At 74.1% G+C, this 13,495-nt stretch carries 11 protein-coding genes; 3 read left to right on the top strand and 8 right to left on the bottom strand.

Going from position 1 to position 13,495, the window contains the following annotated elements; all coding sequences use genetic code 11:
* Positions 1–6: 6 nt before the first annotated feature.
* Entirely contained in the window at positions 7–432 is a 426-nt protein-coding gene (locus ACZ52J_RS06380) for a DUF3017 domain-containing protein (protein ID WP_360495187.1), read from the bottom strand.
* 19 nt (positions 433–451) lie between these two features.
* Complete coding sequence (locus tag ACZ52J_RS06375; protein WP_465616255.1) at positions 452–1,306, bottom strand: bifunctional methylenetetrahydrofolate dehydrogenase/methenyltetrahydrofolate cyclohydrolase; 855 nt, start codon at positions 1,304–1,306, stop codon at positions 452–454.
* A 569-nt stretch (positions 1,307–1,875) separates the two neighbouring features.
* On the opposite strand from ACZ52J_RS06375, the gene ACZ52J_RS06370 reads away from it, so the two are divergent.
* Positions 1,876–2,487, top strand: a complete 612-nt coding sequence (locus tag ACZ52J_RS06370) for a hypothetical protein (protein WP_360495181.1) — start codon at positions 1,876–1,878, stop codon at positions 2,485–2,487.
* 128 nt (positions 2,488–2,615) lie between these two features.
* Here ACZ52J_RS06370 and purH read toward each other — a convergent pair whose 3' ends face one another.
* Positions 2,616–4,193 (bottom strand): bifunctional phosphoribosylaminoimidazolecarboxamide formyltransferase/IMP cyclohydrolase, encoded by a 1,578-nt coding sequence (purH, locus tag ACZ52J_RS06365; protein WP_360495178.1) that lies wholly within the window; start codon positions 4,191–4,193, stop codon positions 2,616–2,618.
* Positions 4,190–4,849: a phosphoribosylglycinamide formyltransferase gene (purN, locus tag ACZ52J_RS06360; protein ID WP_360495175.1), complete on the bottom strand. Its 660-nt coding sequence runs from the start codon at positions 4,847–4,849 to the stop codon at positions 4,190–4,192. Before purN ends, purH begins: the two co-directional genes overlap by 4 nt.
* 498 nt (positions 4,850–5,347) lie before the next feature.
* Here purN and ACZ52J_RS06355 point away from each other — a divergent pair, with 498 nt between their 5' ends.
* Entirely contained in the window at positions 5,348–6,025 is a 678-nt protein-coding gene (locus tag ACZ52J_RS06355) for a hypothetical protein (RefSeq protein WP_465616253.1), read from the top strand.
* 47 nt (positions 6,026–6,072) lie between these two features.
* Here ACZ52J_RS06355 and ACZ52J_RS06350 read toward each other — a convergent pair whose 3' ends face one another.
* On the bottom strand, positions 6,073–7,587 hold the full coding sequence (locus ACZ52J_RS06350) for a cell division protein PerM (protein WP_465616251.1): 1,515 nt from the start codon (positions 7,585–7,587) through the stop codon (positions 6,073–6,075).
* 132 nt (positions 7,588–7,719) lie between these two features.
* On the opposite strand from ACZ52J_RS06350, the gene ACZ52J_RS06345 reads away from it, so the two are divergent.
* Positions 7,720–9,801, top strand: a complete 2,082-nt coding sequence (locus ACZ52J_RS06345) for a LuxR C-terminal-related transcriptional regulator (protein ID WP_465616249.1) — start codon at positions 7,720–7,722, stop codon at positions 9,799–9,801.
* A 129-nt stretch (positions 9,802–9,930) separates the two neighbouring features.
* On the opposite strand, the gene sucD is transcribed toward ACZ52J_RS06345, so the two are convergent.
* The 3 genes from sucD to ACZ52J_RS06330 form a co-directional block, all read right to left on the bottom strand.
* A complete protein-coding gene (gene sucD / locus ACZ52J_RS06340; protein ID WP_360495163.1) occupies positions 9,931–10,821 on the bottom strand; it encodes a succinate--CoA ligase subunit alpha in 891 nt (296 codons plus the stop codon).
* 18 nt (positions 10,822–10,839) lie between these two features.
* Positions 10,840–12,012, bottom strand: a complete 1,173-nt coding sequence (gene sucC, locus ACZ52J_RS06335; protein ID WP_360495160.1) for an ADP-forming succinate--CoA ligase subunit beta — start codon at positions 12,010–12,012, stop codon at positions 10,840–10,842.
* A gap of 303 nt (positions 12,013–12,315) precedes the next feature.
* The gene (locus tag ACZ52J_RS06330; RefSeq protein WP_360495157.1) at positions 12,316–13,485 is read right to left on the bottom strand and encodes a VWA domain-containing protein; all 1,170 of its coding nucleotides are present in this window, start codon (positions 13,483–13,485) and stop codon (positions 12,316–12,318) included.
* Between the last annotated feature and the right edge of the window lie 10 nt (positions 13,486–13,495).

Here is a 13,495-nt window from a genome sequence, read left to right as displayed (position 1 = left end):
GGCCGGTCAGTGCCTGGGCCGGCCCATCAGCTTGCCGATGTTGTCGAGCAGCGGGATCTGCAGCCACGGGTTCGGCTGCGCGACCAGGGTCAGCAGCACGATCGAGGCGCCCAGGAAGGTCAGCACGATCACGTCGGTGAAGCGGCTGCGCACCGCCAGCATCCCGACCTCGGGCAGCACCAGGCGCAGCACCGCGCCGAGCAGCACGCCGCCGCCGAGGATCAGCAGCCCGTACTTGAAGCCGTCCTTGAAGTCGGCGAACCAGGTGACCGCGAGGCCCGCGCCGACCACCAGCAGGACCAGCGTTATCGGCCACTGCCGGACCGGCAGGGCGTGGTCGCCCCCGAGGGCGGCGGACGAGCCCTCGGGCGGCAGGATGCCGGTGGTCTTGACCGGCCTGCGCCGGGACCGCGCCGGTCGCGGTTCAGTCATGCTCGCCGTCCCTCGGGTGTCAGATGCCGGCGCGGCGCTCGGCCGCCTCGACGATGTTGTTGAGCAGCATCGCGCGGGTCATCGGGCCCACGCCGCCGGGGTTCGGGGAGATCCAGCCGGCCACCTCGGCCACACCCGGGTGGACGTCGCCGACGATCTTGCCCTCGCTGCGGCTGACGCCCACGTCCAGCACCGCCGCGCCCGGCTTGACGTCCTCCGGCTTGACCAGGTGCGGCACGCCGGCGGCGGCCACGATGATGTCGGCCTTGCGCAGGTGGGCGCTCAGGTCCCGGGTGCCGGTGTGGCACAGGGTCACCGTGGCGTTCTCGGAACGGCGGGTCAGCAGCAGGCCGATCGAGCGGCCGACGGTGATGCCGCGGCCGACCACGACCACCTCGGCGCCGTTGATCTCGACGTCGTGGCGGCGCAGCAGCTCGACGATGCCCAGCGGGGTGCAGGGCAGCGGGCCGTCGATGCCCAGGAGGAGCCGGCCGAGCGAGGTCGGGTGCAGGCCGTCGGCGTCCTTGTCCGGGTCCATCAGCTCCAGGACCGGGTTCTGGTCCAGGCCCTTGGGCAGCGGCAGCTGGACGATGTAGCCGGTGCAGGTCGGGTCGGCGTTCAGCTCGCGGACGACGTTCTCGACGTCCTCCTGGGTGGCGGTGGCGGGCAGCTCGCGCTGGATCGAGGCGATGCCGACCTCGGCACAGTCCTTGTGCTTCCCGTTCACGTACCAGCGGCTGCCCGGGTCGTCGCCGACCAGGACGGTGCCGAGGCCGGGCGTGACGCCCTTCGCCTTGAGGGCCGCCACGCGGGCGGCGAGTTCGGACTTGATCGCGGCGGCGGTGGCCTTGCCATCGAGAATCTGGGCAGTCATGACCCCATTCTCCCGGATCGCGGCAGGTCGCCGTACCACGGCCGGCCACGTCCCGCGGTCGGACCCGCGGTCGGGTGCACGGCGCGTCCTCGAGCGGGTCCGCGGGTGGGTCTCGCGGTGGGTCCCGCGGCGAGTCCGGTCCGGGTGACCGGACGGGCACGAAGGTCCGCCGCACGTTGCGGTTGCGCCACATTCTTGACCCGGCCCGTGGAACCGGCTGGACAGGGCGCTGCCGTCCGGATCACGATAAGCGGGCATTCCCGCCGCGCCCCGGCCCGGTGACGGGCCGACGGGTCCCGCGGCGGGGCGTACCCGGGGGAAAGAGCAAGTGAGCCGACCACAGCAGACCGAGCAGCCCGGCCGTCGCGGCGCCGTCCCGCCCGCGCTGTGCCCGTCGAGGGCTCCACTGATCCGGCGCTCACCGCGCTGCTGAGCCGACGGCGCCCGTCACCGCCGCCGGGCTGTCACCCTGCTCCGCTACTGTCCCACCTGGTCGGCGACCCGACTCACCGACCGGCACCGGGCGTCCGCCGTCCCGTCCCCGTCCCCGCAACTGCCCGGAGGCATCCATGAGTTATCCGCCCGACCCGAACAACCCGTACGGCCAGCCGCCGGCCGCCCCGGGCTACGGCTACCCGCAGCAGGCGCCCCCGGCGCCGCCCGCCGCGTACGGCTACCCGCAGCAGGCCCCGGCCTACGGCTACGCACCGGCCGCGCCGGCGTCGATGCCGGGCCTGGTGATGACCGCGCGGGTGCTGCTGTTCATCGTGGGCGGTGTGCAGGCGATCCTGACGATCATCTACCTGGTCATCGGAGCTGCCGCCAAGGACGCCACCAACACCATCAAGCACACGACGACCAGCGACAACCCGTTCACCGCGATGGGCGACGCCGCCGCCAGCGTCATCATCGTCGTCGCGGTCCTGTTCGGGCTCTTCGCCGCGCTCTCCATCACGCTCGGCGCCAAGTTCGGCAAGGGCGGCAACACCGTCCGGATCACCACCATCGTGTACGGCTCGCTCGGGGGCCTGGTCGGCCTGCTGATCCTGCTGGGCGCCATCTCCGCCGGCACCGCCGTGGGCCTGGTGATGGCCTTCCTGTGGCTGGCGATCAGCATCATCTGGATCACCGCCATGTGCGTCCGGGACGGCGTCAACTGGTTCAACCGGCCGAGGTACTGACCGGTCCGACCGGTATGACAGAGCGGCCCGGCCCCTCCTCGGAGGGGTCGGGCCGCTCTGTCATAGCGTCACGTCGGCTCGGTGGCCGACGACCGGCTCGGTCCGGCTTGGTCCGGCTCGGTCCGGAATCAGTGGAAGAAGTGCCGCGCGCCGGTGAAGTACATGGTCACGCCGGCCTCGGCGGCCGCCGCGATGACCTCCTCGTCACGGATCGAACCGCCGGGCTGGACGATGGCCTTGACGCCGGCCGCGATCAGGATCGCCGGGCCGTCCGCGAACGGGAAGAAGGCGTCCGAGGCCGCGAACGCGCCCTTGGCCCGCTCGCCGGCCCGCTCGACCGCGAGCTTGCAGGAGTCGACCCGGTTGACCTGGCCCATGCCGACGCCGACCGAGGCGCCGTCCTTGGCCAGCAGGATCGCGTTGGACTTGACGGCCCGGCAGGCCCGCCAGGCGAAGGCCAGTTCGGCCAGCTCGGCGGCGGAGAGCGCCTCGCCGGTGGCGAGCGTCCAGTTCGCCGGGTCGTCGCCCTCGGCGTGCACCCGGTCGGCGTCCTGCAGCAGCACGCCACCGGAGATCGGGCGGACCTCCTGGCGGTTGGCCGGGGCCCCGGGGGCGACCAGCACCCGCAGGTTCTTCTTGCGGGTCAGCACCTCCACGGCGCCGTCCTCGTAGCCGGGGGCCACGACGACCTCGGTGAAGATCGGGGCGATCTGCTCGGCCAGCTCGACGGTGACCGGGCGGTTGACCGCGATCACGCCGCCGTACGCGGAGACCGGGTCGCACTCGTGCGCCTTGCGGTGCGCCTCGGCGACGTCGGCGCCGGTCGCGATGCCGCACGGGTTGGCGTGCTTGATGATCGCCACGGCCGGCTCGGCGTGGTCGTAGGCGGCGCGGCGGGCGGCGTCGGTGTCGACGTAGTTGTTGTACGACATCTCCTTGCCGTGCAGCTGCTGCGCGCCGGCCAGGCCGCCGGTGCCGTCGCTGTACAGCGCGGCGCCCTGGTGCGGGTTCTCGCCGTAGCGCAGCACGTTCTGCCGCTCCCAGGTCGAGCCCAGGAACTCGGGGAAACGCTCGTCGCTGGGCGCGTAGCCGGCCTCGAACCAGGAGGCGACGGCCACGTCGTAGGCGGCGGTGTGGGCGAACGCGGCACCGGCCAGGCGCTTGCGGGTGGCCAGGTCGAAGCCGCCCCCCTGGGCGGCCTTCAGCACGTCGCCGTAGCGGGCCGGGTCGACCACGACGGCCACCGACGGGTGGTTCTTCGCGGCGGCGCGGACCATGCTCGGACCGCCGATGTCGATCTGCTCGACGCACTCGTCCGGGGTGGCGCCCGAGGCGACGGTGGCCTTGAACGGGTAGAGGTTCACCACGACCAGGTCGAAGGGCTCGACGCCCAGCTCGGCCAGCTGCGCGCGGTGCGACTCCAGCCGCAGGTCGGCCAGCACGCCGGCGTGCACGCGGGGGTGCAGCGTCTTCACGCGCCCGTCCAGGCACTCCGGGAAACCGGTCAGCTCGGAGACCTCGGTCACCGGGACACCGGCGGCGGCGATCCGGCCGGCGGTGGAACCGGTGGAGACGATGGCGACCCCGGCGGCGTGCAGGCCCTGGGCCAGCTCCTCCAGACCGGTCTTGTCGTACACGCTGATCAGCGCGCGACGGATCGGACGGATGTTCTCCGAAACGGGGGGCGTGGTGGAGCTGGCACTCATGCCGGAATCCATACCTTTCGGTCCTCGATGCGGTGGCCCTCGCGGGCCAGCCGGCCCACGACGTCGACGAGCAGCTTGCGCTCGACTGTCTTGATGCGCTCGTGCAGCGCGTCGCCGCCATCGGCGTGGTCGGCGTCGACGACCTCGACGACGCCCTGCGCGATGATCGGCCCGGTGTCCACACCGGCGTCGACCAGGTGGACGGTGCAGCCGGTGACCTTCACGCCGTACGCGAGCGCGTCGGTGACGCCGTGGGCGCCGGGGAAGGACGGCAGCAGTGCGGGGTGGGTGTTGACGATCCGCCCGGCGAAGGCCGTGACGAACTCGGGGCCGAGGATCTTCATGAAGCCGGCCGTGACCACCACGTCAGGCTCGTACTCGGCGACGGAGGCGGTCAGCGCCCGGTCCCAGGCGGCGCGGTCGGAGAAGTCCTTCACCCGGTGGACGAAGGTCGGCAGGCCCGCCTTCGCGGCACGCTCCAGGCCGACGATCCCGTCCCGGTCCGCGCCGACGGCCAGGATCTCGGCGCCGTACGCCGGGTCCGCGACCGCGTCGATCAGCGCCTGCAGATTGGTTCCGGAGCCGGAGACCAGCACCACCAGACGGGCCGGTCCGGGCGTACGGGGAGGGAAGTGCTGGGCGGGGGCGGCGGCCACTGCGCGATTCTCCGTAGGTCGGGCGCCGTGCGCTGGTACGTCCACCGGTGGTGGGGCCACTACGAACGGCAGGTCGAGCGAGGGGGAACACCAGGAAAACCCGCCGCGACGCGGGCCCCGGGAACCGATGTGAGCTGCTGACCGTCACCACGATAACGGCTGGTCGGACGGCCTCCGAACCCTCCCGGCGGCGCTACGCGCGTAGTTGAGACGGGGATCTCCCCGGGCCTGTCGAAGACACGGCCGGGGGCCCGCCGCACCGGAGTCCCGCCCCGTCCGGACGGCCCCGACCGGGCTCGGGGCCCGGGCCGCCGGTGGGCCGACGAACGGCTGCGGGATCATTGGAGGGCGCGGGAGACCGCGCCGACCGCGAGACCGCGACGACCGCGGGACCCTCAGGCCGGACTCGGAGCGAGCTCCGGCCGAGTTCGACCGGGTTCCGACAGAGTTCCGACAGAGCTCCGGCCGAGCTCCGACCGACAAGGATTGGCTGAACCCATGAGCAGCGGCGACGACACCGACGAGCGCAACCCCTTCGCGCCGCCGCCCACGGATGCCCCGGACCAGCCGTGGCAGCCGCGCAGCCCCTGGACCGGCAAGGGCTCGGACGGCGCCGGCGGCCAGGGTGGCGAGCGCCCGCAGCTCCCGCCGCCGTGGGGCTCCGGCCAGGGCGACGGCCGGCCCGGCCAGCGGCCCCCGGCCCCGCAGCCGCCCCGGCTCGACCCCGCCAACCCGGCCCACCGCCGGGCCCGCAACGCCGCGCTGGCCGGGCCGTTCGCGCTGGTCTGCCTGTTCGCGGGCTTCCACTGGATCGCCCTGCTGGTCGGGGTGCTCGGCATCGTCTGGGGCATCAGCGCCCTGCGGAGCCCGAAGGGTGCCGCGGGCGCGGCCGCCGGCCCTGCGGGGGCGGTCGGTCCTTCGGGGGCGGTCGGTCCTTCGGGGGCGTTCGGCCCGGTCCGCGGGGGCACGGCGCCGAACCCGCTCACCCCGGCCGCGCTCGCCGGGATCCTGACCGGCGCGATGACCGTCGTCGTCGCCACGTCGGTGATCGGCCTCGGCTACCACTACCGCGACTACGTCACCTGCGTCCAGGACTCGCTGACCGCCGTCGGCGCCGAGAACTGCGACCGGTACGCGCCGCAGTGGTACGTGGACTTCACCGGGAACACCGAGTAGCCCGGCAGTCCGGCCGTCCGTCAGTCCGTCAGTCGACCGGTCCGGCTTCAGTCGACCGGGTCCGCGGCCTCGCGGGCAGGCCCGGACAGGCGCAGCACGAGGGCGTGCGTACGGGCACGCAGCCGCAGCGCACCCCGGCGCGCCTGCCACACGAGCCGGGCGTACGCGCCCTGACCCTCCGCCGGGGCGAGCGCGCGGTGCCGTACGAGCAGGGCGCCCGGGACGGTCACCAGCGCGAGCCAGCCCGCCGCCGCCAGGCCCGTCGACCACGGCACCGGCCCCAGCCAGACCATCCGCTCGCCCGCCAGCGCCCCGCCGGACAGCCAGCCCAGCAGGGCGGCCACCGCCCCCACCACCAGGGCCGCCGCCAGCGCAGCCGTCACCGTCGCGGCGGGCGGCCAGGGCTCGGCGCGGTCCTCAGCCCCCTCGACCCCTTCGATTCCCTCGATCCCGTCGATCCCGTCGGCCGGACTCCGCCGACCCGCCGCCGCGCGGCCCAACAACACCGTCGGCACCACCCCGGCCAGCAGCGGCAGCACCAGCGCCGCCCACCGCCAGCCGCCCGGGCCGTCGGCCGGCAGCAGCGCGAACAGCGGGAACTCCGGCACCGACCCCAGCGCCGTACCGCCCGGCGACACCGCCGTCCCGGTGCCCACCACGAACCCCGGGCCGAGCGCGTACGCCGCGCCCCACAGCACCGCGTTCGGCAGCAGCACCAGCGCGAGCAGCAGCAGGCCCGACAGCGCGGCGGGCCCGCGTCCGAGCAGCGCCATCCCGCGCCCGCCACCGACCACCGCGTCCAGCAGCGCCGACACCGCCACCAGCACCCCGCCCGCCGCGACCAGCCCGGCCCCGGCCGCCAGCGCCGCGGCCCGTACCACCGCCGCGCCGCCGGTCGGACGGCACGACGGCGGGAGACGGTCCAGCAGGGAGCGGGCGATCGGGGAGCCGACGATCGTGGAGCGGGCGATCGGGGAGCGGGCCATCGGGGAGCCGACCATCGTGGAGCGGGCGATCGGGGAGCGGGCCATCGGGGAGCCGACGGCGTCGGCCGAGCGGACTCCGGCGGCCGTGGCCAGGGCCGCCACCACTGCCACCACCAGGACGTCCAGCAGCACCTGGCTGCGGAACAGCCCGGCGCCCGCGCAGTGCAGGGCCACCGCCACCGCCACCGCGCAGTACCCCGCCCATAGCGCCACCGGGCCGCCCCAGCGCGAGCGCAGCGGCCCGCGCCGCGCCGCCACCCCGGCACCCGCCCGGTGGAGCCGGACCACGGCCAGGACGCCGAGCAGCAGCGGAGTGACGGTCAGCGGGGCGCCCGCATCCCCGCGCAGCACCGGCGCACCGTGCCCGAGCAGCCACAGCACCCCCGCCAACCGGGTGGCAGCGGCGGCGCCGTCGTCCGCGTACGGCGTCACCACCCACAGCCCGAGCACCGGCACTCCGACCCCCGCCAAGCCGACCAGCGCCGCCCGTACCCCCGCCAACAGGTCGGCCAGCGCGGGGCGTCCGCCCAATTCTCCCGGCGCCTCGAGGATCGGACGGCCCATCAGCTGCGTCATGCGCCTCATGGTGCCAAGGCGACTCGCCATGCTCCGTGAAGCGGCAAACCGCCGCCGTGTCCCAGATTATTGGCTTATGCGCATTTTCAGACCCTGCCCCCCAACCGCCGGCGCCCCGGCCCGGAGCGTCTGATGACCACGCCGCCCACCGCCGACTCCCCCACCCCGAAGCGCCACCGCGAGCCCGCCGGCGCCGACCACGACGCGGCCCGCCTGCTGCGGAAGCTGACCCCCCGTGAGGCCCAGACCCTCGCCCACCTCGCCGCCGGGCACGACCTCCCCCACACCGCCGCCGCCCTCGGCATCACCCCCACCACCGCCCGCAGCTACCTCCTGCGCGCCATGCGGAAACTCGGCGCCCCCACCGAAGCCGAGGCGATCACCCGCGCCGCGGGCACCCTGCCGTACGTCCCGCCCCTGCGCCCGGCGAACTTCGCCGGCCTCACCCCGTCCTCCCTCGGCCCCGCCGCGGTCAACGGCCGGACGGCGATCGACGGCGGACGGACCCGAACGGCCGAGCAAGCGGCGCAGTCGGCACCTCAAGCAGTGGTGGCAGCGCCGCCGGGCGCCACGCCACCCCCCGCCTCCGGCGCCCGACGCGGCCGGACGGCGCGGCGCGCCCGCCAAGAGCGCGGAGACACGGCGCACACGCCCGCGCGCGGGCGTCCGTCCTCCCTCCCCGACCAGGCGCCCCGGCCGGACCTCATCGACACCTCTCCGGAGACCGGCGCGGAGCCGCACACCTCCGCCGGCACCGGCACGGCGCCGTCGGCGGCCGCGCACGGGCGCCCGGCCGCCGACGGCGGGCAGGCGACTCCGGCCGCCTCGGCCGCAGACGAAGAACGGCGGCAGTCCTCCGGCACCGGACGGAACGAGGAGGCGGCACAGCACGACAACCTGGCGCAGAACCCCCAGGGTTCCACGGCTCCGGAGCATCAGCGGCCCCCGCTCGCCAGCCGTACGGCACCCTCCGGCGACGGACCGCAGGCCCCCCAGGACTCCTCGACCGCGAAGCACCAGCAGCCCCCGGCCGTCGGCGGCCGGCCCGCCCCGGCGCCCGCCGGCACGGAAGGGCACGGCGAGATGACGCACACGGCTCCGGCCGCACCGGCCGCGGGCGGGCGCGGCCGGCCCGCGGAGAGGCGCGACCCTTCGTCCCCCGCACCGGCTTCGCCCTACGCCGCCGACCGCCCGGCGCCGAGCTTCGAGGAGCTGTACGAGACCGCGCACACCCGCCTGGTGCAGCAGGTGTTCCTGCTGACCGCCTGCCGCCACCGCGCGGTGCACTGTGTGCGGCTGGCGTTCGGGCAGGCGCGGCGGGGGTGGCAGGCGGTGGCCCGGTCGGGGGATCCGGAGGCGTGGGTGCGGGTGCGGGCGTGTGAGCTGGCGCTGTCGCCGTGGCACCGGGGCGGGCCGCGACGGGCGCACGCGTGGGGCCTGCCACACCGGCGGATCCAGGTGCGTCCGGCGGACGAGTCGCAGGCGGTGCTGCCGGACCACGACCGGCTGACCGACCGCGACCGGGCGCTGCTGAAGGCGCTCAAGCGGCTGTCGCGGCCGCAGCGCCGGGCGCTGGTGCTGCACGACGGGCTGGGGCTGCCGGCGGCGGCGATCGCGGTGGAGGTGGAGTCGACGCGGGCGGCCGCCGAGGGGCGGGTGTGGACGGCCAGGGCGGCGCTGGCGCAGTGGGTGCCGGACCTGGTGGGGCCGGATCCGGCGGCGCCGGGGTTCGCGGACGGGCTGAGCCGACTGCTGCACCGGGCGGCGGTGCGCGGCTGCCCGGCGCCGCACCGGGCGCCGGTGCCGGTGCTGCGGGCCCGGTACCGGCTGGGGACGGCGAGCCGGACGGGCGCGGCGGCCCTGCTGACGGCGGCGGTGGGCGGGGCGGCGCTGGCGACCCTGGCGGGGGTGCGGCCGGCCGTGCTGTTCCGGCCGCCCGAGCCGCCGGCACCCTCGCTGTGCCTGCCCGCCGCCGAGGCGGAGGAGCCGGGCGTGCCGCTGCTGCCGGGCGGGGCGCCGAACGGCATCAGCAGCCTGTGGTGCAGCCCGGCGCCGGGACTGGAGGCAGTACTGCTGGAGCCTCACAGCCAGGCAGTCGCCCGCTGGCAGCTGCCGGCGGCGGCGCGGGGCGCGGAGGCCCCGCCGCCGCAGGGTCCGGTGGTCTGCCCGCTGTGGTCGCCGCGGCCCTGCACGACGGGACCGAGAGCGCACTGAAGGAGGCCGGCTCCCCGGAGGCCGGCAGCCGGAGGCGCGCCGAAAGCAGCGCGCCGAAGCAGCCCGCTGAAAGCGGCGAGCGCCCCCGCCCGGGAAGGGCGGGGGCGCTCGTTGCGCGCGGGGGCGGGATCAGGCCTGGGCGGCGATGATCTCGCGGGCCAGGCGGGCGGTCTCGGACGGCGTCTTGCCGACCTTGACACCGGCGGCCTCGAGGGCCTCCTTCTTCGCCTGGGCGGTGCCCGAGGAACCGGAGACGATGGCGCCGGCGTGGCCCATGGTCTTGCCCTCGGGGGCGGTGAAGCCCGCGACGTAGCCGACGACCGGCTTGGTCACGTTCGCCTTGATGAAGTCCGCGGCACGCTCCTCGGCGTCGCCACCGATCTCACCGATCATGACGATGATCTCGGTCTCCGGGTCCTCCTGGAAGGCCTTGAGAGCGTCGATGTGGGTGGTGCCGATGACCGGGTCACCGCCGATGCCCACGGCCGAGGTGAAGCCGATGTCGCGCAGCTCGTACATGAGCTGGTAGGTCAGGGTGCCGGACTTCGAGACCAGACCGATCTTGCCGGAGGTGGTGATGTCGGCCGGGATGATGCCGGCGTTCGACTGTCCGGGGCTGATCAGGCCGGGGCAGTTCGGGCCGATGATGCGGGTCTTGTTGCCCTTGGCACCGGCGTGCGCCCAGAAGGCGGCGGTGTCGTGCACCGGAACGCCCTCGGTGATGACGACGGCCAGGCCGATCTCGGCGTCGACGGCCTCGACGACGGCGTCCTTGGTGAACTTCGGCGGCACGAAGATGACGGTGACGTCGGCACCGGTCTTCTCCATGGCCTCGGCGACGGTGCCGAAGACGGGCACCTCGGTGCCGTCGACGTCGACCGTGGTGCCGGCCTTGCGCGGGTTGACACCGCCGACGATCTGGGTGCCGGAGGCGAGCATGCGGCGAGTGTGCTTCATGCCCTCGGAGCCGGTCATGCCCTGGACGATGACCTTGCTGTCCTTGGTAAGGAAGATAGCCATGGTGTGAAGTCCCCTTCCTTACTTGTTGGCCAGCTCGGCGGCGCGGTCAGCGGCGCCGTCCATGGTGTCCACGCGCTGGACCAGCGGGTGGTTCGCGTCGTCGAGGATCTTGCGACCCAGCTCCGCGTTGTTGCCGTCCAGACGGACGACCAGCGGCTTGGTGACGTTCTCGCCCTTGCTCGCGAGGAGCTCCAGGGCCTGCACGATGCCGTTGGCGACCGCGTCGCACGCGGTGATGCCGCCGAAGACGTTGACGAAGACCGACTTGACGTCGGGGTCGCCCAGGATGATCTCCAGGCCGTTCGCCATGACCTCGGCGGACGCGCCGCCACCGATGTCGAGGAAGTTGGCGGGCTTGACGCCGCCGTGCTTCTCACCGGCGTAGGCGACCACGTCGAGGGTGCTCATGACGAGGCCCGCGCCGTTGCCGATGATGCCGACCTGGCCCTCGAGCTTGACGTAGTTCAGGCCCTTGGCCTTGGCGGCGGCCTCCAGCGGGTTGGCCGCGGCCTTGTCCTCCAGGGCCTCGTGCTCGGGCTGGCGGAACTCGGCGTTCTCGTCCAGGGAGACCTTGCCGTCAAGCGCGATGATCTTGCCGTCGCCGGACTTGATCAGCGGGTTGACCTCGACGAGGAGCGCGTCCTCGGCGATGAAGACCTTCCACAGCTTCTGCAGGACGTCGGCGACCTGGTCGGCGATCTCGGCCGGGAACTTCGCCGCGGCGACGATCTCGGCGGCCTTCTCCGGGGTGCAGCCCTCGTTGGCGTCGACCGGGATCTTGGCGAGCGCCTCGGGGTTCTGCTCGGCGACGACCTCGATCTCCACGCCGCCCTCGACGCTGGCCATGGCCAGGAAGGTGCGGTTGGTGCGGTCCAGCAGGAACGAGACGTAGTACTCGTCCTTGATGTCCGCGGTCTGGGCCAGCATCACCTTGTGAACGGTGTGGCCCTTGATGTCCATACCGAGGATCGCCTCGGCCTTGGCGACGGCATCGGCCGGGTCCGCGGCGAGCTTGACGCCACCGGCCTTGCCGCGGCCGCCGACCTTCACCTGAGCCTTGACGACGGCGCGTCCGCCGAAGCGCTCGGCGATGGCACGAGCGGCTTCGGGGGTCTCGATGACATCACCGTCAAGCACGGGCACGCCGTGCTTGGCGAAGAGGTCCCTCGCCTGGTACTCGAACAGGTCCACGTGTGTTCGTCCTTGTTCGTGGTCGCGGATTGTGTCTCTACGAGCGTGCCACGGCAGGATCTTCGCTGCGGGTCGTCGGGGCGGTGCGGGTACGCAGAGGTACGGCCTTGCGGCCCACACAGCCACGGGCGCACACGTCAATCAACACGCGCGTCACGTCCGTCTGGCAGGTTATCCCCGTGGGACGGGACTGTTCCGCCCGGGGCCTGCCCGGCATGGGTGAGAACCGTCACAGACAGCCTAGAGCGTCCCGGTAAACCCCCTTCCACCGATCGGGTGGATTCGCACGTCCGGGTGAATCCGTCACACCCCCTGGTCGGGCACCGGGATCGGGCGCTTCTCGATCGCCGCCGCCATGATCTCGGGGAACACGTCCGGGGTGCAGGCGAAGGCCGGCGCGCCGAGGGCGGCCAGGGCGGCGGCGTGTGCGTGGTCGTAGGCGGGCGCACCCTCGTCGGAGAGCGCGAGCAGGGCGATGAACTGGACGCCGGCCGCCTTCATCGCGGCGACCCGCTTGAGCATGCCGTCCCGGATACCGCCCTCGTACAGGTCACTGATCAGCACGACGACGGTCTCGGAGGGGCGGGTGATCTTCGACTGGCAGTAGGCGAGCGCGCGGTTGATGTCGGTGCCGCCGCCGAGCCGGGTGGCGAACAGGACGTCCACCGGGTCGGTGAGCTGCTCGGTGAGGTCGACCACCGAGGTGTCGAAGACGACCAGCCGGGTGTCCAGGGTGCGCATCGAGGCGAGCACCGCGCCGAAGACCGCCGAGTGCACGACCGAGGGCGCCATCGAGCCGGACTGGTCGATGCAGAGGATGACGTCCTTCTTCACCGCGCGCTGGGCGCGGGCGTAGCCGACCAGCCGCTCCGGGACGACGGTGCCGTACTCGGGCAGGTAGTTCTTCAGGTTGGCCCGGATCGTCCGGTCCCAGTCGATGTCGCGGTGCCGGGGGCGGTTGACCTTGGCGCTGCGGTCGAGGGCCCCGCCGAGGGTGGCCCGGGTGCGGTCGGCCAGTCGGCGCTCCAGGTCGGCGACCACCTTGCCGACCACGGCCCGGGCGGTCTCCCGGGTGGTCTCGGGCAGCGCGTGCTTGAGCGAGAGCAGGGTGCCGACCAGGTGGACGTCCGGTTCGACGGCCTCCAGCATCTCCGGCTCCAGCAGCAGCCGGTCCAGGCCGAGCCGGGTGATCGCGTCCTGCTGCATCAGCTGGACGACGGTGGACGGGAAGTACTCCCGGATGTCGCCCAGCCAGCGGGCCACCTGCGGGGCCGAACCGCCCAGCCCCGCGCTGCGCCGCCCGCCGCCGCGGCCGGCCCGGCCGCCCTGCTCGGGCGCGCCGCGGTAGAGCGCGCCGAGGGCGCCGTCCATCGCGGCGTCCCGGCCGCGCAGGGTGCAGCCGGTGCCGTCGGCCTCGCCGCCGAGCACCAGCCGCCAGCGGCGCAGCCGTTCGTCGGTCGTGGGCGCTGCCATCTCGTCCTCC

The sequence above is a fragment of the Kitasatospora sp. NPDC034035 genome, from assembly GCF_055575755.1.
Note: the sequence above shows the minus strand (reverse complement) of the source record. Positions and strands in the feature narration are given on the sequence as shown.

What these genes read in the sequence shown, in the direction of transcription:
- ACZ52J_RS06380 (WP_360495187.1), bottom strand. Translation starts at nt 432, where the DNA reads ATGACTGAACCGCGACCGGCGCGGTCCCGGCGCAGGCCGGTCAAGACC.
- ACZ52J_RS06375 (WP_465616255.1), bottom strand. Translation starts at nt 1,306, where the DNA reads ATGACTGCCCAGATTCTCGATGGCAAGGCCACCGCCGCCGCGATCAAG.
- ACZ52J_RS06370 (WP_360495181.1), top strand. Translation starts at nt 1,876, where the DNA reads ATGAGTTATCCGCCCGACCCGAACAACCCGTACGGCCAGCCGCCGGCC.
- purH (WP_360495178.1), bottom strand. Translation starts at nt 4,193, where the DNA reads ATGAGTGCCAGCTCCACCACGCCCCCCGTTTCGGAGAACATCCGTCCG.
- ACZ52J_RS06355 (WP_465616253.1), top strand. Translation starts at nt 5,348, where the DNA reads ATGAGCAGCGGCGACGACACCGACGAGCGCAACCCCTTCGCGCCGCCG.
- ACZ52J_RS06350 (WP_465616251.1), bottom strand. Translation starts at nt 7,587, where the DNA reads ATGACGCAGCTGATGGGCCGTCCGATCCTCGAGGCGCCGGGAGAATTG.
- ACZ52J_RS06345 (WP_465616249.1), top strand. Translation starts at nt 7,720, where the DNA reads ATGACCACGCCGCCCACCGCCGACTCCCCCACCCCGAAGCGCCACCGC.
- sucD (WP_360495163.1), bottom strand. Translation starts at nt 10,821, where the DNA reads ATGGCTATCTTCCTTACCAAGGACAGCAAGGTCATCGTCCAGGGCATG.
- ACZ52J_RS06330 (WP_360495157.1), bottom strand. Translation starts at nt 13,485, where the DNA reads ATGGCAGCGCCCACGACCGACGAACGGCTGCGCCGCTGGCGGCTGGTG.